Source organism: Erythrobacter sp. (assembly GCF_035194505.1).
Lineage (GTDB): Bacteria > Pseudomonadota > Alphaproteobacteria > Sphingomonadales > Sphingomonadaceae > Erythrobacter.
Map to the genome: position 1 here is coordinate 2,125,038 of NZ_CP136573.1, position 23,028 is coordinate 2,148,065.

Annotated in this window: 19 protein-coding genes and 1 tRNA gene; 7 read left to right on the forward strand and 13 right to left on the reverse strand. The window is 67.1% G+C overall.

Going from position 1 to position 23,028, the window contains the following annotated elements:
• The first annotated feature begins 18 nt into the window (after positions 1–18).
• Entirely contained in the window at positions 19–816 is a 798-nt protein-coding gene (locus RSE14_RS10585) for a crotonase/enoyl-CoA hydratase family protein (RefSeq protein WP_324073475.1), read from the forward strand.
• Here the strand turns inward: RSE14_RS10585 and RSE14_RS10590 are convergent, their stop codons facing one another.
• Entirely contained in the window at positions 817–1,494 is a 678-nt protein-coding gene (locus tag RSE14_RS10590) for an NnrU family protein (RefSeq protein ID WP_324073478.1), read from the reverse strand.
• A gap of 44 nt (positions 1,495–1,538) precedes the next feature.
• Positions 1,539–2,000 carry a PaaI family thioesterase gene (locus RSE14_RS10595; protein WP_324073480.1) on the reverse strand — a complete coding sequence of 154 codons (462 nt, stop codon included), beginning with the start codon at positions 1,998–2,000 and terminating at the stop codon, positions 1,539–1,541.
• A 33-nt stretch (positions 2,001–2,033) separates the two neighbouring features.
• On the opposite strand from RSE14_RS10595, the gene RSE14_RS10600 reads away from it, so the two are divergent.
• On the forward strand, positions 2,034–2,429 hold the full coding sequence (locus RSE14_RS10600; protein ID WP_324073483.1) for a winged helix-turn-helix transcriptional regulator: 396 nt from the start codon (positions 2,034–2,036) through the stop codon (positions 2,427–2,429).
• Positions 2,430–2,433: 4 nt separating this feature from the next.
• Here the strand turns inward: RSE14_RS10600 and RSE14_RS10605 are convergent, their stop codons facing one another.
• The 4 genes from RSE14_RS10605 to RSE14_RS10620 form a co-directional block, all read right to left on the reverse strand.
• Positions 2,434–2,934 (reverse strand): FKBP-type peptidyl-prolyl cis-trans isomerase, encoded by a 501-nt coding sequence (locus RSE14_RS10605; RefSeq protein ID WP_324073485.1) that lies wholly within the window; start codon positions 2,932–2,934, stop codon positions 2,434–2,436.
• Positions 2,931–4,256, reverse strand: a complete 1,326-nt coding sequence (locus RSE14_RS10610) for an amidohydrolase family protein (protein WP_324073487.1) — start codon at positions 4,254–4,256, stop codon at positions 2,931–2,933. Before RSE14_RS10610 ends, RSE14_RS10605 begins: the two co-directional genes overlap by 4 nt.
• On the reverse strand, positions 4,253–5,686 hold the full coding sequence (locus RSE14_RS10615; protein ID WP_324073489.1) for an amidohydrolase: 1,434 nt from the start codon (positions 5,684–5,686) through the stop codon (positions 4,253–4,255). Before RSE14_RS10615 ends, RSE14_RS10610 begins: the two co-directional genes overlap by 4 nt.
• Positions 5,687–5,773: 87 nt before the next feature.
• The gene (locus tag RSE14_RS10620) at positions 5,774–7,315 is read right to left on the reverse strand and encodes a peptide MFS transporter (protein ID WP_324073491.1); all 1,542 of its coding nucleotides are present in this window, start codon (positions 7,313–7,315) and stop codon (positions 5,774–5,776) included.
• A gap of 411 nt (positions 7,316–7,726) precedes the next feature.
• Between RSE14_RS10620 and RSE14_RS10625 the strand changes: the two genes are divergently transcribed.
• Together RSE14_RS10625 and RSE14_RS10630 are read left to right on the forward strand one after the other, a co-directional pair.
• Positions 7,727–8,065: a GntR family transcriptional regulator gene (locus RSE14_RS10625; RefSeq protein WP_324073495.1), complete on the forward strand. Its 339-nt coding sequence runs from the start codon at positions 7,727–7,729 to the stop codon at positions 8,063–8,065.
• Positions 8,066–8,279: 214 nt separating this feature from the next.
• Positions 8,280–8,558: an integration host factor subunit beta gene (locus tag RSE14_RS10630; protein WP_324073497.1), complete on the forward strand. Its 279-nt coding sequence runs from the start codon at positions 8,280–8,282 to the stop codon at positions 8,556–8,558.
• 314 nt (positions 8,559–8,872) lie between these two features.
• Here the strand turns inward: RSE14_RS10630 and RSE14_RS10635 are convergent, their stop codons facing one another.
• Complete coding sequence (locus RSE14_RS10635) at positions 8,873–10,540, reverse strand: cation:proton antiporter domain-containing protein (RefSeq protein WP_324073499.1); 1,668 nt, start codon at positions 10,538–10,540, stop codon at positions 8,873–8,875.
• Between the two features lie 129 nt (positions 10,541–10,669).
• On the opposite strand from RSE14_RS10635, the gene RSE14_RS10640 reads away from it, so the two are divergent.
• Positions 10,670–10,754, forward strand: a tRNA-Leu gene (locus tag RSE14_RS10640).
• Between the two features lie 143 nt (positions 10,755–10,897).
• Positions 10,898–11,539 (forward strand): PilZ domain-containing protein, encoded by a 642-nt coding sequence (locus RSE14_RS10645; RefSeq protein ID WP_324073501.1) that lies wholly within the window; start codon positions 10,898–10,900, stop codon positions 11,537–11,539.
• 7 nt (positions 11,540–11,546) lie between these two features.
• On the opposite strand, the gene msrB is transcribed toward RSE14_RS10645, so the two are convergent.
• From msrB to RSE14_RS10665, 4 genes are all read right to left on the reverse strand, one after another.
• On the reverse strand, positions 11,547–11,996 hold the full coding sequence (gene msrB / locus RSE14_RS10650) for a peptide-methionine (R)-S-oxide reductase MsrB (RefSeq protein ID WP_416379381.1): 450 nt from the start codon (positions 11,994–11,996) through the stop codon (positions 11,547–11,549).
• 127 nt (positions 11,997–12,123) lie between these two features.
• Positions 12,124–13,485, reverse strand: coding sequence for a cytochrome P450 (locus tag RSE14_RS10655; protein WP_324073504.1), 1,362 nt, complete (start codon positions 13,483–13,485; stop codon positions 12,124–12,126).
• 113 nt (positions 13,486–13,598) lie between these two features.
• Entirely contained in the window at positions 13,599–14,870 is a 1,272-nt protein-coding gene (locus RSE14_RS10660) for an ABC transporter permease (RefSeq protein ID WP_324073505.1), read from the reverse strand.
• The gene (locus RSE14_RS10665; RefSeq protein ID WP_324076902.1) at positions 14,867–15,832 is read right to left on the reverse strand and encodes an ABC transporter ATP-binding protein; all 966 of its coding nucleotides are present in this window, start codon (positions 15,830–15,832) and stop codon (positions 14,867–14,869) included. Before RSE14_RS10665 ends, RSE14_RS10660 begins: the two co-directional genes overlap by 4 nt.
• Before the next feature lie 91 nt (positions 15,833–15,923).
• Between RSE14_RS10665 and queG the strand changes: the two genes are divergently transcribed.
• Entirely contained in the window at positions 15,924–16,976 is a 1,053-nt protein-coding gene (gene queG / locus RSE14_RS10670; protein ID WP_324073507.1) for a tRNA epoxyqueuosine(34) reductase QueG, read from the forward strand.
• Here the strand turns inward: queG and RSE14_RS10675 are convergent.
• Together RSE14_RS10675 and RSE14_RS10680 are read right to left on the reverse strand one after the other, a co-directional pair.
• Positions 16,969–18,210: an NAD(P)/FAD-dependent oxidoreductase gene (locus RSE14_RS10675; RefSeq protein ID WP_324073509.1), complete on the reverse strand. Its 1,242-nt coding sequence runs from the start codon at positions 18,208–18,210 to the stop codon at positions 16,969–16,971. The genes queG and RSE14_RS10675 overlap by 8 nt on opposite strands.
• Positions 18,211–18,304: 94 nt before the next feature.
• Entirely contained in the window at positions 18,305–23,026 is a 4,722-nt protein-coding gene (locus tag RSE14_RS10680; protein ID WP_324073511.1) for an NAD-glutamate dehydrogenase domain-containing protein, read from the reverse strand.
• Positions 23,027–23,028: the final 2 nt, after the last annotated feature.

The window sequence follows — 23,028 nt, forward strand, 5'->3', positions numbered from 1 at the left end:
ACAAAAGTGCAAGGTTTCATGTCTCTGATCCAGATCGCCAAAGAAGGCCCCGTCACCATCCTCACGCTTGATCGTGCGGAGAGCATGAACCCTCTGGGCGCTCCGGGCGACGGGGATGAGTTCGTGCGGGTCGCGAATGCGATCAACCGCGATATGGAGTGCCGCGTGGTGATCCTCACCGGCGCCGGACGGGCCTTCAGCGCGGGCGGCGATGTGAAGGCGATGCGCGACAAGACCGGGACTTTCGGCGGCACCACGCCGGCGATCTCCGACGGCTATCGCGACAATATCCACCTGATGCTGCGCGCGCTTTATGGCCTGCGCGTGCCGGTGATTGCGGCGGTCAACGGCCCGGCGATCGGCCTCGGGTGCGATGTTGCCTGCCTCGCCGATATCCGCATCGCGAGCGAGAGCGCCAAGTTCGGCGTGACCTTCCTCAAGCTCGGCATCATCCCGGGCGATGGCGGCACGTGGATTCTCCCCCGCGTGATCGGGATGAGCCGCGCGGCGGAATTGTTCTACACTGGCGACGTGATCGACGCCGCGACCGCGAAGGACTGGGGCCTCGTCAGCCGCGTGGTTCCGGCTGATGCGCTGATGGACGAGGCGCGCGCGCTCGCAGGCCGGATCGCGCTGCTCCCGCCGCACTCGCTGCGCCACACCAAGAACCTGCTGCGGCAGGGCCAGCAGACCAGCTATGACACGGCGCTGGAGCTGGCCGCGAACACTCAGGCGATGATGCACACCACTGCCGATCACGCCGAGGGTGTGATGGCGCTGATCGAGAAGCGTCAGGCGAATTTTACGGGCGAATAATCACCCGATCCAGCGGAACACCCCGGCCGGAATACCGGCGCTCCACAGGTGGGCCCAGCTGCCCGCGAGCCACAGCACTGTGCCCGCCACCAGCGGCAACGCGCCGACGCTCAGCAGCTTGCCGAGCTGCGGCCAGTAGGAGGTCTTGCGCGACCATTCGCCCCAGGCATCGCCCATCAGCGCGGCCTTCTTGCCGTCCTGCAACTTCGCGCCGACCAGCGCGAGAATGCCCATCGCGAGCGCGGTGACGAGAGTGCGGGTGCTCCACATGAGCGCGATGTGCGAGGCCGCCCAGAGGCCGATCCCCCACATCATCGGGTGGCGGGTGACGCGGAACACGCCCTTGGGCTCGGCGCGGGCCTGGGCTTCGGCCATCGGGGTGGGCAGAGCGGGATTGCCCGCGAAGGAGCCCGCCAGCAGCACCATCGCGAGCCATGTCAGCACGCTCGCGACGATCCATCCGGCATCGCCCGAACCGCCGAGGTCAGCCCCCGGTGCAGCCTTGAAGGCGTAGGCCACCCAGCCCAGCGTCGCAAAGCTCACGACGGAGTAGGCCGCCGTGAAGCCGCCCGCCCCCAGCATCCTGACCATGGGCGCCCGCAAGGGGTGCGACATGGCGAAATGCGTGCCGACAAAGGCCGTATTGGCCGCGATGAGTGTGATGATGGTCCCGTCCATGCCTGCATAGCTAACACGGGCGAGCGTGCCCGCCTAGCCGTGCGTCATGCGATCTCGACACGCGCGCTGGGAAGGCCGGTCGGCACGATGGTCGCCTGCGCCACCGCGACATGGACGGGGGCGGCATCATCGCTTTCCGCCCAGACATCGGCGCGCACCACCACCTGCCGCTTGCCCGCCTTGATGACGGTGCCCTTGGCCCGCAGCCTTGCGCCTTTCGCCGGGCGCAGGAAATCGATGGTGTAGCCCCCCGTCACCACATCGCCTGCCACCGATGCCCCGGCCCAGGCGCAGGCATTATCCGCCATCAGGCCCACGATCGCGCCATGGGCAAAGCCGTGGTGCTGGGTCATCTCGGGGCGCAGGGCGAGCAGCAGTTCGCTTTCGCCCTCCCATACCTTCACCGGTTCGACATCGAGCCACGCGGAAAAGCCGGAGCGCGCCACCGCGACCTTCTTCATATAGGCAATCGAGGCTTCGGGGCTGTCGAAACGGGAGGCGGTCATGGGAGAATCCTTTAAGTCTGCAATACAGATGTTATGCTGCTTGCCTTCGCCCTGCGCAAGTCTGATAATCAGACGATGAAGACCTACCAGCCTTCGCGTGCCCCATGCCCGATTGCCCGCGCCGCGCGGGTGCTGGGCGATCGCTGGGTGCTGCTGATCCTGCGCGATGCCTTTCTGGGGGCGGAGCGGTTCGAGGATTTCATCGAACGGCTGGGCATCAATCGCGCCGCGCTGACGTCACGGCTGGCGATCCTGCAGGAGGCCGGACTGCTGCGCCGCGAGCCTGCGCAAGGCAAGCGCGCGCGCTACCTCCTCACCGATAGCGCAAGGGCGCTGGTGCCAGTCTATGCCGAAATCGCGGGATGGAGCGCCGCCCACCTGTTTGCCGAGGGCGAAACAGCACCGGACTGGCCGCCCCATCCGGCCTGAACGGTTAGCCTTCGATGGCGATCAGTTCCACCTTGAACACCAGCGTCGCATTGGGCGGGATCGGCCCGCGCCCGATGGGGCCATAGGCAAGGTCGGCGGGAATCGCGATTTCGATGGTCTCGCCCACGCCCATGTTGGGGATAGCCACCTGCCAGCCCTTCACCAGCCGCCCGAGCGGGAAGGTGGCAGGCTCGCCCCGCGCATAGGAGCTGTCGAACACCGTCCCGTCGATCAGGCGGCCCTCGTAGTGGACCTTGATGCGGCTCGCGACAGTCGGCTTCTGCTGCGAGGCGCGATAGGTGAGCCAGCGCCAGCGCACGCCGCCGGGCTCGAAGTTCCACCCATCCGCCGCCGTCAGGCCGAGCAGGTAGAGCTGCTGCTTCGCATGCCACGCGGGATCCTGCGCGTCAGACGGGGGCGCGGGGGCGGGCGCGCTGTCTTGCGCATGGGCCGGTTGCCCCGCGATCAGCGCCGCTGCCAGCCCTGCAAGTCCTGCCAGCCTCACCAGTCGTAAGCCTCGGGCAGACGGCTTTCGTCGAGGGTCTTGTAGCGATCGCGCAGCTTGCTCTGGTGGTTGGTGAGGTCCTGCTGCACCCCGCCGATATAGACCGCCTTGGGCACCGATCCCGCTTCCAGCGGATCGCCGTCCCAGATCACCACATCGCCCAATGCGCCCGGTTTGAGCACACCCGCCTTGCCGCCCATGCCGCTGATTTCGGCGGGGACGGAGCTGATCGCGGCGAAGGCCTTGCCCCAAGAGAAGCCCGAGGCCCCCGGCACGCGGCTCAGCGCGACAAGGTTGCCCGCCACCTGCTGCAAGCGGCGCGGGTTCTGCATGGAGGACGCGTTGATCGCGACCTTGACCCCGGCTGCCGCCATCCGGCCCGCATTCGACTGGGTTGCGCCCAATTGCTCGAAACTGTCGGGCAGATCGGTAAGGCCGTTGGCGATCACCGGCACACCTGCGGCGGCAATGTCGCCTGCCACCAGCCAGCCCTCGGTCACGCCGACAAGCACCATATCGAGCTTGGGATATTCGCCCTTCAGAGCCAGCACGGCGCGGATATCGGCCGCGCGGTCAACCGCGACATAGAGCTTCTGCTTGCCCGTCACCACCGGCGCCAGCGCCTCGGCATCGAAGCGATTGAGCAGCACCTCGTCGTCTTTGGCGATCTCGGTGGTCTCGGGAATGACCGTCTTGCCGACCAGCGCCTGCGCCTCGCGCAGGGCGGCGCGCAGCAGCACATGGGCCGCGACACGGCTGCCGCCCGCCAGCCGCGCTCCGCCTTCGCCCAAGGCGATCATCTGGAAGGCGCGCGGCTGCATCACCGCAGCGGCATCGCCATCGAGATCGATGATCGTGCCCTGGCCTGCAAAGATCGAGCCCGAGGGCAGCGTTGTGGTCGCCGCCCGGGTGATCCCGGCCGCGCGGTGGACGAGGATGTTCTGCGAGGTGGGGTTGATCGCCATGGCGGCATCGAGCGCTGCGCTGAAGGGCGATCCGCCCGCTGTGCTGTCGTTCGAATCGTCCACCGCGCCGACATCGGCAAGGCCCAGCGTGGTCACGGTCGCGAACAGGCCGGGAGTGACATAGGCCCCGCCTGCATCGACCAGCGTGTCGGTGGAGAAGGTCTGGCCCGGGGCAGGCTTGCCCGCGAACACCACCTTGCCATCATCGACGATCACGACCCCGCCTTCGATGGCTTCCGAACCGTCACCGATCACAAGCCGCGCATTGGCGACGACCATGTCCTGTGCCAGCGCAGGTGCGGCGGCGGCGGTAAGGGCGAGCGCGCTGACCGCGCCGGCTACGAGGAGGCGCTTCATTTCACATCTCCTTCGCCGGGCTGGCCGAGTTCGAAATCGCTCACCGGCCGTCGTTTGGGATCATTGGCGTCGAACATCAGCGCGCCGTCGATCCACACCTTCTCGGGCCGTGAATAGACCGAGAGCGGATCGCCGTTCCACAGCACCACGTCGGCCATCTTGCCCGCTTCGAGACTGCCGGTCATGTCCTCGATGCCCATCGCCTTGGCGGGGTTGTAGGTGATCCAGCCGATCACGGTCGCATCGGGAATGTCGATGCCGAGCCTGAGGCCTGCCGCCTGCGCCTTGGCGGCTTCCTGATTGAGGCGCTGGATATCGTTCGCATCGTCGGAGTGGATGACGACGCAGGCCCCTTCACGCTGGAGGAAGGCCGCGTTTTCGAGGATGCCGTCGTAGCTTTCCATCTTGAAGCCGTACCAGTCGGCCCAGATCGCGCTGCACACATCGTTTTCGCGGAGCAGATCGCCGATCTTGTAGGCCTCGACCGCGTGGTGGAAGGTGCTGACCTTGTAGCCCATCTCCTTGGCCATATCCATCACCAGCGCCATTTCATCGGCGCGGTAGCAGTGGTTGTGGACGAGGATTTCGCCCTTCAGCACGCCCACCAGCGTCTCCTGGGTGAGATCGCGCTTGGCTTCGGGGTTGTTGGCATAGTCGATTGCGGCGAGCCATGTTTCGCGGTTGACGGCAAGGTTGCCCATGCGGGTCGAAGGCATCCGCCCGCGTGCGCCATAGACGCGCTTGGGGTTCTCCCCGCAGGCCATCTTGAAGCCGTAGGGCGCGCCGGGGAACTTCATCCCCTGCGTGGTGCGCGCCGGCACGTTCTTGAGGGTGACCGAGCGCCCGCCCATCAGGTTGGCCGAGCCGGGGAGGATTTGCAGCGCGGTGATCCCGCCATTGGCGAGCGCGCGGCCAAAGCCCGGGTCTTGCGGCCAGACCGAATGTTCGGCCCAGACTTCGGGCGTGGTCGGCGCGGTGGCTTCGTTGCCGTCCGAATGGGCGTCAACCCCGGGGGAGGGGTAGTTGCCAAGGTGCGAGTGGATGTCGATGATGCCGGGGGTGACGACCTTGCCGGCGGCGTCGAACACCGCGACATCGGCCGGGATCGGCGTGTCCGGCCCGCCGACCGCGACGATCTTGCCGCCGCTCATGAACACGACGCCGTTCTCGATCTTGCCGCCGCGCCCGTCATAGACGGTGGCGCCGCGGATCGCCGTGGCGGTGCCGGGATAGGGCTTGTAGGTCGAGGGGTAGACCGGATCGCCGGCCTTGGTGGCGGCAAAGGCAGGGGCTTCGGCGACGGCCTCGTCCTTCTTCTTCTTGTCGCGCTCTTTCGCGCCAGCGACCGTTGCGCCCGCAATCAGCGCCAGCGCGCTGGCAAAGGTGGTGAACGCGGCCAACCGCGCGCGCGTGCTCTTATCTGCAAACATTCAGAGACTCCCCGTCTTCCCGCCAGCTTTGTGACGGGAAAACGGGGGTCTGTCCATGCAGTTGGACGACTAATTTGTCAGGCGAACTTACTCGGCCCGGCTGGCAGCGACGGGGTAGGCCTCGTCGACGTTCTCGGTGCCCGCGGCACTGTCGTCCTTCAGCGTGTCGAGGTGCATCAGCTTCTTGATCAGCGGGCTGATCACCAGCACGCCGACGCCGACCGCAATCGCGACCCAGCCGATCTGGCTGTAGACGCCGAGCACGACCTCCTTGCCCGCGCCTTCGCCCGAGGCGGCTTCCGAACCGGTTGCCGCCGCGATCAGGCCGGCGGCGAAGTTGCCGGTGGCCGAAGCGAAGAACCACGTGCCCATGATCAGCGATGCCATGTGCGCAGGCGCAAGGCGGTTCATCGCCGAAAGGCCGACGGGGCTGAGGCACAGCTCGCCGGTGGTGTGGAGCAGGTAGATGAGGAAGATGAACACGACCGGGGTCATGTCACCCGTCGCCGCGCCCGCGACCAGCACCAGGAAGCCCGCACCCAGCTGCATCAGCGCCAGGCCGAACTTGGCCGGGGCCGAAGGCTCCAGCCCCTTGCGCCCGAGCCAGGTCCACAGCGCCGCGAACAGCGGAGCGAGCAGCACGATGTACATCGCGTTGACCGACTGGAACACCGAAGCCGGCACGCCCGCCCGGTCAACATAGCGATCGGTGTAGAGGTTGAGCGACGAGCCCGCCTGTTCGAACAGCGCCCAGAACAGGATCGAGCCGATGATCAGGAACATCGCGGCGAAGATCCGGTCGCGGTCTTCGGACGGCAGCTTCACCACGGCGGTGAACAACACGTAGCCGACCAGCACAGCCCCCGAGAGGCCGAGCAGGCCGCCCACCACCGACTGGTTCTGCACCATCCACCAGCACGCGCCCACGGCAGCGACGCCGACTGCGTAGAGGCCCCATTCGGTGCCCTTGGCGAGCGCCTTGGGCGGCTCGCCCCGGCCCAGCAGCAGCGGCTTGAACGAGACGAACACGATCAGGCCGGCCAGCATCCCGAAGCCCGCCGCGCCGAAGCCATAGGCCCAGCCATAGGTCTCGCCCAGATAGCCACACAGCAGCGAGCCGAGGAAGGCGCCGAGGTTAATCCCCATGTAGAAGATCGTGTAGGCCCCGTCGCGCCGCACATCGGTGCGCTGGTAGAGCTGGCCGACGATCACCGAGATGTTCGCCTTGAGGAAGCCCGAACCGACGATGATGAAAGCGAGCGCCAGCCAGAAGATGTTGAGGCTGGCCGCGTCCTGTCCGCCATTGCCTTCAAAGCCCATCAGGAAGTGCCCGAAGGTGAGCAGCACCGCGCCGTAGGTGACGGCCTTGCGCTGGCCCAGATACTTGTCCGCGAGGTAACCGCCCAGCACCGGGGTGATGTAGACCAGAGCTGTATAGGCGCCGTAGATCACGCCCGCCTGACTGTCGGAGAACAGCCAGTGCTTGGTGAGGTAGAAGATCAGCAGGGCGCGCATCCCGTAATAGGAAAAGCGCTCCCACATCTCGGCGAAGAACAGAACGAACAGTCCCTTGGGATGGCCGAGGAAAGTCCCGGCGCTGTCCCCGTGCGGCAGCTCAGCAGTGGCCATGAAGAATGATATCCCTAATACGCGCCTCTCTCCGGCGCGGTCCCATGGGGGCGCACCCTAGCGTGTGTTTCACTCGTGTGAAGAGGGGAATGGCCTCTTGTCTTCCGCATCGCCTCCGCAATGCGAAATCCTCGCTCACGCGGCCTGAAGGCCGGGTGTCCCGCCTTCGGCGGTTCAGCTTCGCTTCCGCTGCGGGCGCCCGTTCGGGCTTGCGGCCCGTCCGTTGGCGGACCGGATCAGCACGATTCTGCGGAGTAAGTGCGAGATCCGGTCGCGCAGCGACCGCGAGCGCACGCGCGCGAGCCGCAGGCGATCCGGCGCGAAGCGACGGAGACACCCCGAGGACTGACCCGCGGAGGCGGGGCCGCAAATCAATTGACCGCATGGCTGTATTATGGCACTGAAGCACCCATGAGCCAGAACCGTCCCGTCTACCTCAAGCTGCGCGACCAGATCGCGGCGGCGATTATCGACGGGGTCTATGCCGAAGGCGCGATGCTCCCCTCGGTGCGGGCGCTGGCGGCAGAGCAGGGGGCTAACCCGCTCACTGTCGCCAAGGCCTATCAGCAGTTCCAGAACGATGGCCTGGTCGAAGTGCAACGCGGCGTGGGCATGTATGTCGTTCGCGGCGCGGCCGAACGCCTGCGCAGTGCCGAGCGCGAGGCCTTTCTGCGCAGCGAATGGCCCGAGATTCGCGGGCGGATGCGCCGCCTCGGCCTCGATCCGGCCGATCTTGCGGTTTTATCCTGAAAAAACTTCAACACTGACAATTGTCATCGTTGCACCTGCAACCAAATTCTGACAATTTGTTCATGTACGTATCTCGCGAGGTTGAATCGCGCGGGGTGCTGCAGCTACAGGGGGGGCGCCTCACGGGTCGGAGGCGATGACAAGAAACCGCGGGGTTAACCCGCTTTGGCGTGAAGGGGCGGAGCGAACCGTCCATGATCGTCCGGAGTTCGCCATGATCAGATCCGAATTGCTGCAAGAATTGCACAAGGATAATCCCGAACTGCGTGCCGAGGAAATCGAGCAGGTGGTGGATATCTTCTTCGACGAAATCGCCCAGCGTCTGGCCGAAGGCGGCCGCGTGGAACTGCGCGGTTTTGGCGCCTTCTCGACCCGCGAGCGCGAAGCCCGCAGCGGCCGCAACCCGCGCACCGGCGATGCGGTGGACGTTCCCGCCAAGCGCGTGCCGTACTTCAAGGCCGGCAAGGAAATCCGCGAGCGTTTGAACGACTAGGTTTTCCGAAGGCGCCTCCGCGCCTTCGTCCTCGGTGCGTTTTAGTGTTCCGCATCGCCTCCGCGATGCGAAATCCTCGCTCAACCGCCCTGCGGACGCGTCGCTGCGGGCGGCCGTTCGGCCTTGCGGCCCGTCCGATGGCGGGCCGGATCACTGTGACACTCAGGATTTGGCGCTGATTTCGGCCCGCAGGGCCGCGAGCGCAATCGCGCGAACCGCAGGCGCTCCGTAGCGTAGCGCAGGAAACAGCGCCGAGGACGCATCGCGGAGGCGATGCAGAACACAAAAAACCCGGAGGCGATGCGGAAAACAAGTCACGCCGCGCGCAGCACCTCATCACCCGCGAGCCGCGGCACAGGCAAGCGCCGTTCGCGGCCCAATGCGCCGAACACCAGTTCGATCATCCGCTCGTTCCCGCTCGCTGCGCTGGTGTCGACCGTGACGATGCCGAGCGCGGCGAACTCCTCCTCGGCGATGTCGCCCGATGTTGCGACGATCCGCGCGATGCCCGGGAGGCGCTCCTGCACCAGCGGGGTGAGCTCGCGCGAGATCGCGCCGTTGCCGGTCGCCACCACCACCAGCTCGCGCCGAACCATGCCGATCGCGTCCCAGCTGCGCGGATCGGCGGGGTTGGCCTGATGGACGTGGTAGCCGTCCGCCAGCGCGGTCTGGAAGCGGGTGTGATCGGGATCGATGGCGATATAGCCCACCCCGTTGAATGTCAGCGCATCGGCCACCGCGCGGCCCGCAGAGGTGAGGCCGATGATCACCACCGGCGCATCATCGCCAGCGAGCTTTGCATCGGGCGGACCGGCGCGCAGGCGGCCTGCGAGTTTGCGGCCAATGGTGGAGACCGGCGGGGTCACCGCAAGGCTGATCGCAATCGCGGTCACCAGCGTCGAGACGAGGCGCGGATCGGCCAGCCCCGCCACGGCGGGCAGCGCCAGCAGCACCAGCGTGAACTCGCTCCCCTGCCCGAGCAGGAACCCGAGCTGGATCGAGCCGGGCACCGACCAGCGGTTGACCAGCGCGGCGAGGACGTTGAACGCGCATTTCAAGGCGATCAGGCCCGCTGCCGCACCCAGCACCAGCAACCAGTCCTGCGCCAGCGCGGCGGGATCGATCGACAGGCCGACCGAGATGAAGAAGAAACTGAGGAACAGCCCGCGGAAGGCGTCGATCTCGGTCTGCACCAGAATGCGGTAGCGGGAATCCGCCACCGCCATGCCGCCCAGAAACGCGCCCAGAGTGAGCGAAAGCCCCGCCATTCCCGTCGCCCATCCGGCGGCGAGCGCGATGAACAGCGCGGTGGCGGTGTAGACTTCGGTGGTGCCCGCCCGCGCGATCAGGCGGAATAGCGGCTCGGTCAGGAAGCGCGCGAAGAGCACCGCGATGGCGAAGGCGGCGAGCGCCTTGGCCCCGGCAAGGCCGAGTGCAGGCAGCAGCGCTCCTCCGCCCGCCAGCGCGCCCGCGCCCACCAGTAGCATGATCGCGGCGATATCCTGAAAGATCAGGATCGCCTGCGCGGCGCGGCCCACGGGGCAATCCTCCTGATCGCGCTCGCGGATGACGCCGATCACCACCGCGGTCGAGGACAGCCCAAGCCCGAACCCGGCGATCACCGCAAAGGCGGGGGGCAGGCCCATTAGCGCCAGCAATCCGGCAAAGGCCCCGCCCGCGACCAGCATCTGCAAGGCACCAAAGCCGAAGATATTGCCCGCCTCCGCGCGGATCCGCCCCAGGGAGAAGTGCAAGCCAAGGTTGAACAGCAGGAACATCACCCCTGCCTCGGCCATGGCGGCCACCAGCGGCCCGCTGAAATCCTTCGCAAGCCCAAGGCTCGCCAGCCCCAGCCCCAAGCCGATATAGCCGACAATCGGATTGAGCCGCAGCGCGCGGCTCGCCAGCGCGGCCCCGATGCCGAGGCCGAGCAGCGTGATCGCGGGCTGGATTGTGCCCACCACCGAATGTCCGTCTGCCATGCTGCGCCCCTGTCTTGCTGCCGCTGCTCTGCGGCCATGGGGGAGATGGGGCTTTGCACCCTCCGAGGCAAGCGCGCCCGCGATCTCCACTGGCGCTGCCACGCGCATTTGTGGCAAGGCGACCCCTGCGCGGGCGTGGCGGAATGGTAGACGCCGGGGACTTAAAATCCCCTGAGCTTTGCTCGTGCGGGTTCGAGTCCCGCCGCCCGTACCAGTCCTCCCACCCCTGTCAAAGCAGGCAGGCGCGCCATTAGGCCGGACTTAACCTGTTAGCCCTATTGATTTGTGTCACTTATGGGACAGACGTGACCGGTCGCCCGCCCTCGTGGTGCGCGCCGGAGACGGGGCGCGTGCGAATTGGACAAGGCAGTCAATCTAGCAAGCCTGCCCGACGCGGCAGACGAGGCCGGCGCCGAGCAGCGCGCCGCACCGCGCTTCACGCTGCTGATCCGCGCTGCCAAGCTGGTCTCGGCGCAGGGCGAGTTCGTCTGCGTGATCCGCGATGTTTCCGAAACCGGGATCAGCGTGCGCCTGTTCCACGCCCTGCCGAGCTGCCAGCAATACGAGCTGCACATGCCCGGCGGCGCGGTCTATGCCATCAGCCGCGTCTGGAACCGCGCCAACGAGGCCGGCTTCACTTTCGATGCCGCAATCGATGTCGAACAGCTGATCAACGAATCCGGCGACTATCCCAAGCGCGGCCTGCGGCTCGGGCTGTGCTTCCCGGTGCAGGTCGGCACGCTCGGCCAGAGCTTTGAATCGCTGGTGGAGAACCTCTCGCAGCAGGGCGCGCGGCTGGAGTGCGACCGGCTGCTGGCGATCGATCAGGCGGTGCGCCTCGCTCTGCCCGATCCCTCGGGCGTGACCCGCGAAGTGCGCGCCAAGGTGCGCTGGCGGCGCGAGCGGCGTTACGGCGTGGTGTTCGATGACACCTTCACGCTGGGCGATTTCGCGCGGCTGGCGGCGCGGCTTCAGGCGCCTGCGTTGCTGGAAGAGTAACGCCCGCTCAGCCCGCCACGAATTTCAGCGCCAACCCGTTGATGCAGTGGCGCTGACCGGTGGGCTTGGGGCCGTCTCCGAAGATATGCCCCAGATGCCCGCCGCAATCGGCGCAGTGCACCTCGGTGCGAGGATAGCCGATCTTGAAATCGGTGCTGGTGCCCACGGCCCCCTTGTCGATCGCCTGCCAGAAGCTCGGCCAGCCGGTGCCGCTGTCATACTTGTGCGCCGAGGCATAGAGCCGGTTGGCGCAGCCTGCGCAGACGAAGGTGCCCTTGCGCTTTTCCTTGTTGAGCGGGTGGGAGAAGGCGCGTTCGGTGCCTTCCTCTCGCAGGATGTGGAACTGGTCGCGCGTCAGGATGCGGCGCCATTCGGCCTCGGTCTTGCCCTTGGGGAAGCTCTTGGCCTCGGCCGGAGCGGCTCCGCAGGCGGCCACCAGCGGCAGGGCGGTGGCCATGCCGGCGGCGGCGATCACAGTGCGGCGGTCGAGCAGGGGCAGGCGCATCGGGGAGTTCTCCGTCATCTTGCGTTTATGATACGCGCGAAGCCCCGCCGAGGTTTCATGCCCGCCCCTGCGACGGTTGTCAGAAGGTGGTGATCTCGACTTCGAGCTTGCGGAAGCCGTGGACGAAGTTCGCCCGCACCCGTTCCACATCGCCCGCGACATGCACCCGCATCCGGCGCTTGTGCAGTTCTTCCAGCAACACGCGCAATTGCAGCTCGGCCAGACGCGCGCCCACGCAGCGGTGGATGCCGTAGCCGAAGGCGAGGTGGCGGCGGGCGTTCTCGCGGGTGATGTCGAGCTTGTCGGCGTCCTCGAACACCTCCTCGTCGCGGTTGGCGCTGATGTACCACAGCACCACCTTGTCGCCGGCCTTGATGGTCTGGCCGAAGACTTCGGTATCCTCGGTGCAGGTGCGGCGCATATGGGCGAGCGGCACCTGCATGCGCAGGATTTCCTGCACTGCGTTGGGGATCAGCTCAGGCTGTTCCTCGTAGAGCTTGCGCTGATCGGGGAACTTGTCGAGCGCGTGGATGATGCCGCTCATGGTGTTGCGGGTGGTATCGTTCCCGCCCACGATCAGCAGCACCAGATTGCCCATGAATTCCTCGGGGCGCATCTGGTTCATCGCGGGCGAGTGGATCATCATCGAGATGAGATCGCTGCCCGGCTCCTTGTCCATGCTGCGCTCCATCCAGAGGGTCTGGAAATAGGCCGCCATTTCCTGAAGGATGCCCCAGCGCACTTCATCCAGCGCGCGCACCGAGCCGAGTTCGGTATCGCCTGCCCAGTCCGACCAGAAGGTCAGCAGGCGGCGGTCTTCCCAGGGAAAGCCGAAAAGGATCGCCAGCATCCCCGTGGTCAGCTCGATCGAGACCGTATCGACCCAGTCGAACACCTCGCCGCGCGGCAGGCTGTCGAGCAGCTCGCCGGTGCGGGCGCGGATTTCCGCTTCCATGTCGGTGATCGCGCTGGGGGTGAACTTGGGCGCGACGGTGCGGCGCTGGCCGGTGTGCTGCGGGCGGTCCATCGCGATGAACATCGGCAGCTCGCGCGGCGCATCAATGCCGGCGGCGGCAGCTTCTTCTTCCGTCAGACGGTTGAGGATGGTGATCCCGCCATGCTCCCAGCTCGACGAGAAGGTTTCGGGCAGGGCCTCGATATGCTGGATCGCCTTGTGGCCGACCACCGCCCAATAGGGGCCATAGGGGCTGTCCGGAATCCAGTGCAGCTGTCCGGCCTTGCGCATTTCCGAAAACACCGGCTGCCAGCGATCCTCGGCATAGATTTCCGAGCGGCTCACATCCCACGGATGGGAATGTTGCAGCCGTTCTTCCGGGTGCGCGGCGAAGTGGGCCTTCAGCGCATCATAGGAGGTCGGCTCGCGGCGCACTTGCGGGCGCTGGATAGTGTGCGAGGCGGGCGGCTGTGCAATCGTGGCCATATGTCTCTCCCGTCCGGCGACCTTTCGGGGTTGGTCGCTCTGGTCCGAGTCGCAGTCTGCCCTAACTTACAGCGATGTCAATATGGGTTGCGATTGCGAACCTATCTTCGGGCCTATTCCGCCGGTTCCGCCGCCGGAGCGAGCGCGCCGAAGCGCGAACGCTTGACCCGGCCCGCGCCGCCCGACTTCATCACCCGCTTGCGGAACAGCAGCGATCCGCCCTTGACCAGCGCCAGCACCGCGAGCCCCTGCCACACCAGCGCGAGCGCGTGGGTCCAGACGTCCGGCTCCATCGCCGCACGTGCCAGCATCGCAAAAGGCGAGGACAGCGGGAAGGCAATCGCGGCCAACTCCAGCCCCGAACCCGGAGCCTTGATCGTATAGGCGGCAAGGAAGAACACCATCAGCTGCATCATGGTGACGGGCATCGAAAGCGTCTGCACCTCGCGCACCGTGTTCGCCATCGCGCCGATGGTCAGGAACAGGGCGCCCAGCAGCAGATAGGCCATCGCGAAGTAGATCACGCCCAGCGCGATGAACAGCGGCCAGCCCACCGCAGGCGCGGGGAGATTGGCGAAGTCGAACCCGGTCGAGGCGTTGATCGCCCCGCCGCCGAGGCTCCACAGCACGAAGCCCGCCGTGCCCCACACCGCGATGCCGACAAAGCTGACCGCGAGCATGGCGAAGAGCTTGCCCATGAACACCGCGTCCATCGGGATCGCAGCGGCGAGGATCTCGATGATCTTGTTCGCCTTCTCCTCGACGAGGTTGGACAGCACCATCCCGGCGAGCAGCATGGTGAGCAGGAACAGGATCATCTGCGCCGCCTGTGCGGTCTGGATGCGGCTCGAACGTTCGGTCGCTGCCGAGGTGGCGACGGTGTCGCTCGTCACCTTGGGGAAGGCGGTCGGCTCGGCCTGCAGCGCATGGCCTGCGATCATGCTGACCGGGCCCTGCCAGCGCAGCAGCTGGCCTTCGGTGCCGACCAGTTCGGGGGCAGCGAGCGTGCCGGTCATGATCGCGGCGTAATTGCCGCGGCGCGATTCCATGAAGGCGCGCGCGTCGAAGGCGCGATCATCCGTGGCCTCGGGCACTTCGCGCAGGGCCGGCAGCGCGCCGCCCAGCTGCGGGGCAAGCCTTTCGGCGGCGACCTGCATTGCGGCATTATCCGCAGGGTTCATGGCAAGGCCGATCTCGACACTCACCGCCTCGCGCTGCACCTCGCCGCCGATCGCGCCTGCCATGCCGCCGATCAGCACCGGGAAGAGCGGGCCAAGCAGGAAGAACAGGAAGGCTCGGCTGAACAGCACCGCGACAAAATCGCGCCGGGCGATGACCCAGGCCGCTTCAAGCGCCGAGAGGCGCGGACGAATGGTCTCGCTCATGCGCGGTCTCCCTGGTTGTCGGCTTCAAGCTGGCGGGCAGCAGCCTCGCCCGCGATGGCGACGAAGGCATCGTGCAGGCCTGCGCGCTCGATCGAGAGCGAGAGGATGCCCGCCTCGCCTTCGATCAGGCCCTTCAGCAGCGGTTCGATCCCGCTTTCGGGCAGGGGGAAGTGCAGAAAATCGCCATTGCGGCGGGTCTCGGGCGGCAGGAAGCCGAGCCACGCGCCTTCACGCGCGCGCGTCTCCAGCCGCACCTGCGCCGGGATCCGGTCGCGCGCCGCCTCGACGCTCCCGGCATAGGGCACCTTGCCCCCGGCGATGATCGCCACGCCTTCGCACAGGCGTTCGGCATGGTGAATGACGTGGGTCGAAAAGATCACCGTCACGCCGTCGTCTGCCAGCGCACGGATCATCATTTCGAGCTTGCCCTGATTGATCGCATCAAGGCCCGAGAACGGCTCGTCGAGCACCACCAGACGGGGCTTGTGGACCAGCGTGCCAAGCAGCTGGACGGTCTGCGCCATGCCCTTCGAAAGCTGGCGGATGGTGCGGTTGGCGGCATGGCCAAGCCCGTGGCGTTCGAGCAGTTCGGCGGCGCGGATGCGACCTTCCTTCAAGGAAAGGCCCCGCAGCGCGCCCATGAAGGCAATCGCCTCGATGCACTTCATCTGCGGATAGAGCCCGCGCTCTTCAGGCAGATAGCCGATCAACCGGCCGATTTCGTGCGGGCGATCATGGCCGAACACGCGGCGCACGCCTTCATCGGGATCGATGATGCCGAGCAGCATCCGCAGCGTCGTCGTTTTCCCTGCGCCATTGGGGCCGAGAATGCCGTAGATCGCGCCTTCGGGGACGGAAATGTCCACCCCGTCCACGGCGCGCGTGCCGTCAAAGCTCTTGACCAGCCCGCGGGCCTCGATTGCCAAAGGCCGCGCATCATCGGGAAGGCTGGTGAAGCCCATTCCCAGATTGCCCGACCGATTCTGTTCGCTTACCGCCATATCCATGGCTTACGCGGTTAGCGGGTCGGATTAAACGGGAGCCTCTCCAAACATGGTTAACGCCCCGGAAAGTCTGGACATGGCGGCGCGCATTGCCGGGCAGGCGGCGGCTCTCGGCTTTGCGGTTTGCGGCTTTACCGGCGCGCGGGAGGACCCGCTGCGGTCTGACCGGCTAGAGCAATGGCTGGGCGAGGGCCACCATGGCAGCATGGAGTGGATGGAAGCGCGGCTGGAACACCGCCGCTCTCCGCAAGGCCTGTGGCCTGAAGCCCGTAGCGTCATCGCGCTCGGCATGAGCTATGCCCCCGCGCATGATCCGCTGGCGCTGGAGGGCTCGGATACCCACGCGCGAATCTCGGTCTATGCCCAGGGGCGCGACTATCACGATGTCGTGAAAAAGCGGCTGAAGGCGCTCGCCCGCTGGCTGGTGGAGGCGGCGCCGGGGGCGGAGGTGAAGGTCTTTGTCGATACCGCACCGGTGATGGAAAAGCCGCTGGGCGAGGCGGCGGGAATCGGCTGGCAGGGCAAGCACACAAACCTTGTCAGCCCGACCCATGGCAGCTGGCTATTTCTGGGGGCGATCTACACCACACTGGACCTCGCGCCTGCTGAGCCGCACCGCGACCAGTGCGGAAGCTGCCGCGCCTGTCTCGACGCCTGCCCCACCAAGGCCTTCCCCGCGCCCTATCAGCTCGATGCGCGGCGCTGCATTTCCTACCTCACCATCGAGCACAAGGGGCCGGTTCCCGAGGATCTGCGCGAGGGGCTCGGCAACCGCATCTATGGCTGCGATGATTGCCTTGCGGTGTGCCCGTGGAACAAGTTCGCATCCGAAGCGCAGGCGATCCGCGAATTCCTCCCCCGCGCAGAGCTGGTCGCCCCGCGGCTGGCGGAACTGCTGGCGCTGGACGACGCGGGATTTCGCTCGCTCTTCTCCGGCTCCCCGATCAAGCGCATCGGGCGCGACCGGTTTGTGCGCAACTGCCTCTATGCCGCCGGGAACAGCGGCAATGGCGCGTTGGTGGAGCAGGTTCAGGCGTTGACCGCCGATGCTGACCCAGCGGTGGCCGAAGCCGCCGATTGGGCGCTAACCCGGCTCAGATAAGATCCTTGAGCGCCACTTCGGGATCGGCCAGCAGCGCCGGGTCGACTTTGCCGACGCCGCTCTCCAGCAGCTTCCTTGCCTGCACATAGTCCTTCATCGTCCCCACGCAGTCGAAGGCGATTGGCTTGCCGCCCTTCAGATAGACCACGGTGAACTTGCGGCTTTCCGGATCGCCGCGCAGCATGGTTTCGTCAAAGCCGAGGCTGAGGCCCGCCGTTTGCAGCTTCAGATCATACTGGTTCGACCAGAACCACGGCAGGGCGTGATAGGTTTCCTTCTCGCCCATGATCGCCTTGGCGACGGTGTTCGCCATGTCATGCGCGTTCTGGACCGATTCCAGCCGGATCACCGCGCCATCGGCAAAGTCGTTGGCGTGGGCGGCGCAGTCGCCGATGGCGTAGATGTCGTCCAGCGTGGTGCGGCAGCAGAAGTCCACGTCCACCCCGTTGGAGCCGGCAGCGCCGGCCGCAATCAGCGGGCCGACCGCAGGCACGATGCCGATGCCGACCACCACCATGTCGCAGGCCACCTCCTCGCCCGTGTCGAGCCGGACGCCGGTGACTGTGTCATCCCCCAGCACCGCGTGGACGCCGGTGGAGAGGCGCACATCGACGCCCTGACGGCGGTGTTCATCGGCATAGAAGGTGGAAAGCTCTTCCCCCGCGACGCGCGCGAGCAGGCGCGGCAGCCTCTCGACCAGCACCACCTCGCAGCCCAATTTGCGCAGCACGGCGGCGGCTTCGAGGCCGATATAGCCCCCGCCGATCACCACCGCGCGCTTCGCCCCGTCGGCCAGCGCCTGCATCATCGCATCGGCATCGGACTTGTCGCGCACGTAGAACACCTGGGGCAGCACCGCGCCCGGCACCGGCAGGCGGCGCGGATCGCCCCCGCCTGACCAGATCAGCTTGCGATAGGTCACCGCGCCCCCGTCCGAGAGGGTCAGGCGGTGCGCAGCGGGATCGATTGCGGTCACCGCCGCGCCGAGGTGCAGCGCGATATCCTTGTCGGCCCAGAATTTCTCGGGCCGGATCATGATCCTCTCAAAGCCCTTGTCGCCCGCGAGATATTCCTTGGACAGCGGCGGGCGCTCGTAGGGCGGGGCATCGTCGCGGCCGATCATCAGGATCGAGCCTTCGTGCCCGTGCTGGCGCAGCGCGATCGCCGCCTGCGCGCCGCCATGGCCGGTGCCGACGATCACGACGTCTGCGTGCTGGATATTCGCTGTTGTCATGCCCTGCCTAATGCCCCTCCGGCGTGTTGCGGCCTTTGACTTGCCGCAAACGCCCGAAGGGTCAAGCTGGTGATTGTGTGACAGGCCGCGCGCGTCAGCGCTCCAGCAAATTCCGCGCCTGGCTGGCGATCTGGGCGAGCATCGCCGGGCCGACCGGCGGGCGGGCCTGGGCGCGGGCGATCATGCTGCGGAACTGCGCGACGCTGGCCGCATTGCGCGTGGCCCATTCGCCCACGGCCCCGCGCGGATCGTCCTTGCCGCCCTTGCGCCGCAGCAGGCGCCGCAGGAAATCGAGCCGCATCGCCTGGAAATCGCGCGCGAGGCCCGAGACCAGCAGGCGGTCCCACACGTCGGACGGCGACATATGTGCCGCGGTCCCCTGCGCCCAGTCCAGCCCCAGCCGCCCGCCGATATCGGTGAAGGCATGGGTCAGCGCGATGGCATCGATCCCGGTCTCCAGCGCCAGCTTGACGAGGCCCACTGCCCCGTCGAAATCGAACAGGTTGGCGACCCGCGCGGCGAGCGCCTCGGGGGCTCCCGCAGCGACAAAGCCCTGCCGCAGCTCTGCCGAGCGGGCGCGCGGTTCGGCTGCGAGCAGCTCCTCGCGCGCGGCGGCGAGGCGGACGACGCCCTTCTCCAGCTCGGCAATCATCGCCCCGGCCTCGACCTTGCCCGCAGCGGTGCGCAGCACGTCGCTCATCAGGTTGCCGACCGCTGCCGCGAGCCGGTCAAACAGCACCAGCCTTGCGCTTTCGGGGATCGCCGCCGCGTCAAGCTCGCGCCACAAGGCATCGAGCCCGAACAGGCGTTCGGCCACCACAAAGGCCCCCGCCACCTCGGCAAGGCCCACGCCTTCCTCCTCGGCGAGTTCGAAGGGGTGGACCATGCCGAGCCGGTTGACCATGCGATTGGCAAGGCTGGTCGCGATCATCTCGCGCCGCAGCCGGTGGCCACGGATCTCGGCGGCATAGGTCTTGCGCATCGCGGTGGGGAAGCGCGCGATCAGCAGCGCATCATTCACCGGATCATCGACCAGCGTGCTCGCCTCCAGCGCATCCTGAAGCGCGAGCTTGGCCGAGGACAGCAGCACCGCAAGTTCGGGGCGGGTGAGCCCCTGCCCGTCGGCGGCGCGGCGCAGCAGGGTCTCGCCATCGGCAAGGCCTTCGGTGCGGCGATCGAAGCCGCCGATATCCTCGAGCCGCTCGATCAGGCGCACGTAAGCGGCGCTTGCCCCCGGCCCGCCCGCCTCGGCCACCGACAGGGCGAGGGCCTGCAAGCGGTTGTCTTCGAGCACGATGGTGCCGACCTCGTCGGTCATCGCGGCGAGCAGCGTGTTGCGCTTTTTCGCGCTGAGCTTGCCCGAGGCGCTCACCGCGGCCAGCGCGATCTTGATGTTGACCTCGTTGTCCGAGCAATCGACGCCCGCGGAGTTGTCGATGAAGTCGGTGTTGATGCGCCCGCCTCCGAGCGAATAGGCGATGCGCCCGGCCTGCGTGACGCCGAGGTTCGCGCCCTCGCCGATCACTTTTGCCCGCACCTCGCCCGCATCCACGCGCAGGGCATCATTGGCCGGATCGCCGACCTGGATGTGGTTTTCCTGCGGCGCCTTCACATAGGTGCCGATCCCGCCGAACCACATCAGATCCACCCGCGCGCGCAGGATTGCCGAGATCAGCGCTTCGGGCTCGATCTCCTTCTCGGCAATGTCGAGCAGCGCGCGCATTTCCTTGGTCAGCTTGATGCGCTTCAGCGAGCGGCTGAACACCCCGCCGCCCTTGGAAATCAGCGCGGGATCATAATCCTCCCAGCTCGAACGCGGCAGTTCGAACATCCGCTTGCGCTCTTTCCAGCTGGCAAGCGGATCGGGGGTGGGATCGATGAAGATGTGGCGGTGATCGAAGGCGGCGACGAGCTTGATTGCCTTCGACAGCAGCATCCCGTTGCCGAACACATCGCCCGACATGTCGCCGCAGCCTGCCACGGTGACGGCATCGGTCTGCACGTCGATCCCCATCTCGCGGAAGTGGCGCTGGACGCTCACCCAGGCGCCGCGCGCGGTGATGCCCATCGCCTTGTGATCATAGCCGTTCGAGCCGCCGCTGGCGAAGGCGTCGTCGAGCCAGAAGTCGCGCGATTGGGCGATGCCGTTGGCGATGTCGGAGAAGGTCGCGGTGCCCTTGTCGGCGGCGACCACGAAATAGGGGTCCTGCCCGTCGAGCACCTGCACGGCCTCGGGGTGGACCACCTTGCCGCCGACGATATTGTCGGTGACCGACAGCAGCGTGCGGATGAAGGCCTCGTATGCGCCGCGCCCCTCTGCCGCCCAGCCTTCGCGGTCAAGCGCGGGGGAGGGAAGCTGCTTGGGATAGAACCCGCCCTTGGCGCCAGTCGGCACGATCACCGCGTTCTTGACCCGCTGGGCCTTCATCAGCCCGAGGATTTCGGTGCGGAAGTCGTCGCGCCGGTCAGACCAGCGCAGGCCCCCGCGCGCCACTGCGCCCGAACGCAAGTGGATGCCCTCGACGCGGCGCGAATAGACGAAGATTTCGCGCCACGGCACCGGCTTGGGCAGGTTCGGGACGAGGGCGGAATCGATCTTGAACGCCAGCGCCTCGGCGGCGGCGGGCGCGAAGGCATTGGTGCGCAGCACCGCGTCGATCACCGCGCGGTAAAGCCGCAGCAGGCGGTCGTCATTGATCGCGGTGACCTTGGCAAGGCCGCGGGTGAAGGCGCCGTGGGCCGCGGCAATCGCTTCCTCGCGGTTACCCTTGAAGGCCGGATCGTGGCGCGCGGCGAACAGATCGATCATCGCCGCGGTCACCTGCGGCGCACTCGCCAGCGCATCGACCACGGTGTAGATCGTGTAGCTCACCCCGGTCTGGCGCAGATAGCGATAGATCGCGCGCATCCAGTTCGCCTCTTGCGGGGTGAGGCCGATGGCGGTGACGAGGCGGTTGAAGGGATCATCCTCGCCAGCGCCATTGAGCACGTCCGCCAGCGCCGCCTCGATCAGTCCGGCCCGCGCGATCAGGCTCTTCGCGTCGAGCCCGGCGGGGACAGTGAGCTGGAAGTCGTGGATCGATCCGAGCGCGGTGTCGGTGAGGAAGGTCGGCACTTCGGCGGCGACGCGGAAGCCGAAATGTTCGAGCGCAGGCACCGCGTCCGACAGGGCGAGGCGGCGGCGGGCGCAATAGATCTTGAGCCGCAGCGCGTCTGGCCCGTCACCTTCGACATGATAGAGCCGGGTGGCGCGATCGGGGCGGGCGGTGGCGGCGGCGTCCTCATGCTCGGCGTGGGCAAGGGTGCGCAGCCTCGCGATGTCGCGCGCCGCTTCGGCCGGGCCATTGGCAAGGCGATAGGCGGTGGGGAAGGCTGGGGCATAGCGCGCCGCGAGCATGGCGGCGCGGCCATCATCCTCGTGGGTGGAAAGGTGGGTTTCGACCGCCTCGTTCCAGCCGCGCAGCAGATCGACCAGCTGGGCTTCGATCCCGGCCGGATCGGGCAGACCATCGCAGCCGCGCACATCAATCAGGAAGCGCAGCAGGGCGAGCGTGCTGCCTTCGACCTCAAGGCTCCAGTCGAGCAGCGCGGCCCCCGGCGCAGCGAGCAGCATCGCCTGGATTTGCAGGCGCACATCGGTCGACATCTGGTCACGCGGGAGCCAGACGAAGGCGAACAGGTGACGTTCGAGCGTGGAGGGCACCATCACCATGCGCACCCGCGGGCGATCGATCAGCGCCATCTTGGTGGTCGCAAGCTCGGCCACGCGCTCGCGCCCGAAGGCGATCAGCAGATCATTGGGCAGCGAAGTGAAGGCGTGCACCAGCGCCTTGCCGTTGTGCCCGGCGGGATCATAGCCGAGCCGGTCGGTCAGGGCTGCCAGCCGCTGGCGCACCACCGGCACTTCATGCGGGCGGGCGTTGAGCGCAGCCGAGGTCCACAGGCCCGCGTGGAGCGACAGGGCGACGACCTTACCGCCCTCGCGCACCGGGGCAATGAACAGATCGAGCGGGCTGGCGCGGTGGACGCGGGCGTGGACGTTGGACTTGATCACCAGCAGGGCGCGCGGAGTGCCCTCGGCCTCCTGGGCGTCGAACCAGTCGAAGGCGCGCTGCATCGAGACTTCGGCCAGCAATTCGCGCGCCGAGCCGCGGCAGATGCCGAGCATCGCGTCTTCGCGCCCGTCGCGATAGCGGGTGAGGTGGCCGAGCTGGGTCAGCATCCCGCCGCCCAGCCATTCGAGCAGCGCGGCGGCTTCCGCGTCGACGGCAGCGGCGGCCTGTGCATCACCGGCCATCGCGGCCTGCATTGCCGGCCAGTCACCCACGGCAGCGCGGACATCGGCCAGCGTCAGTTCGAGCGCTTCGTGGAGCTCGCGGCGCAGGCGGGCATCGACCCGCGGGGTCTCGACATAGATCAGTGATTCGCGAGCGGCGCCGGGGGCCTTTTCCTCGGGCTTGGCGATGGCGGTCAGCGCGCCCTTCGCGTCGCGGGTGACGGGGGCGACGGGGTGCAGCAGGCGGTCAATCGCAATGCCGAGCGCAGCCATGGTGGCCGCAATCGAATCGACCAGAAACGGCATGTCGTCATTCACCAGCGCGATGCGCAAGCGGCGCTCGCCGGTGTCGGATTCGATTTGGATCAGCGATTCGCCGGGCTGGCGCGTGGCGGCGGCCTTGATCAGGAACTGCGCGGCATCATCGAGCACGGGGCGATCGGCCTGGGCATCGCTTGGCAGCAGCGAGGCTTCGAGATTGAGGCGCAGCGCCTTGTTCCACGCGTTCTGCGCCGCTCCAGCAGCGGTCTTAGACCCCATAT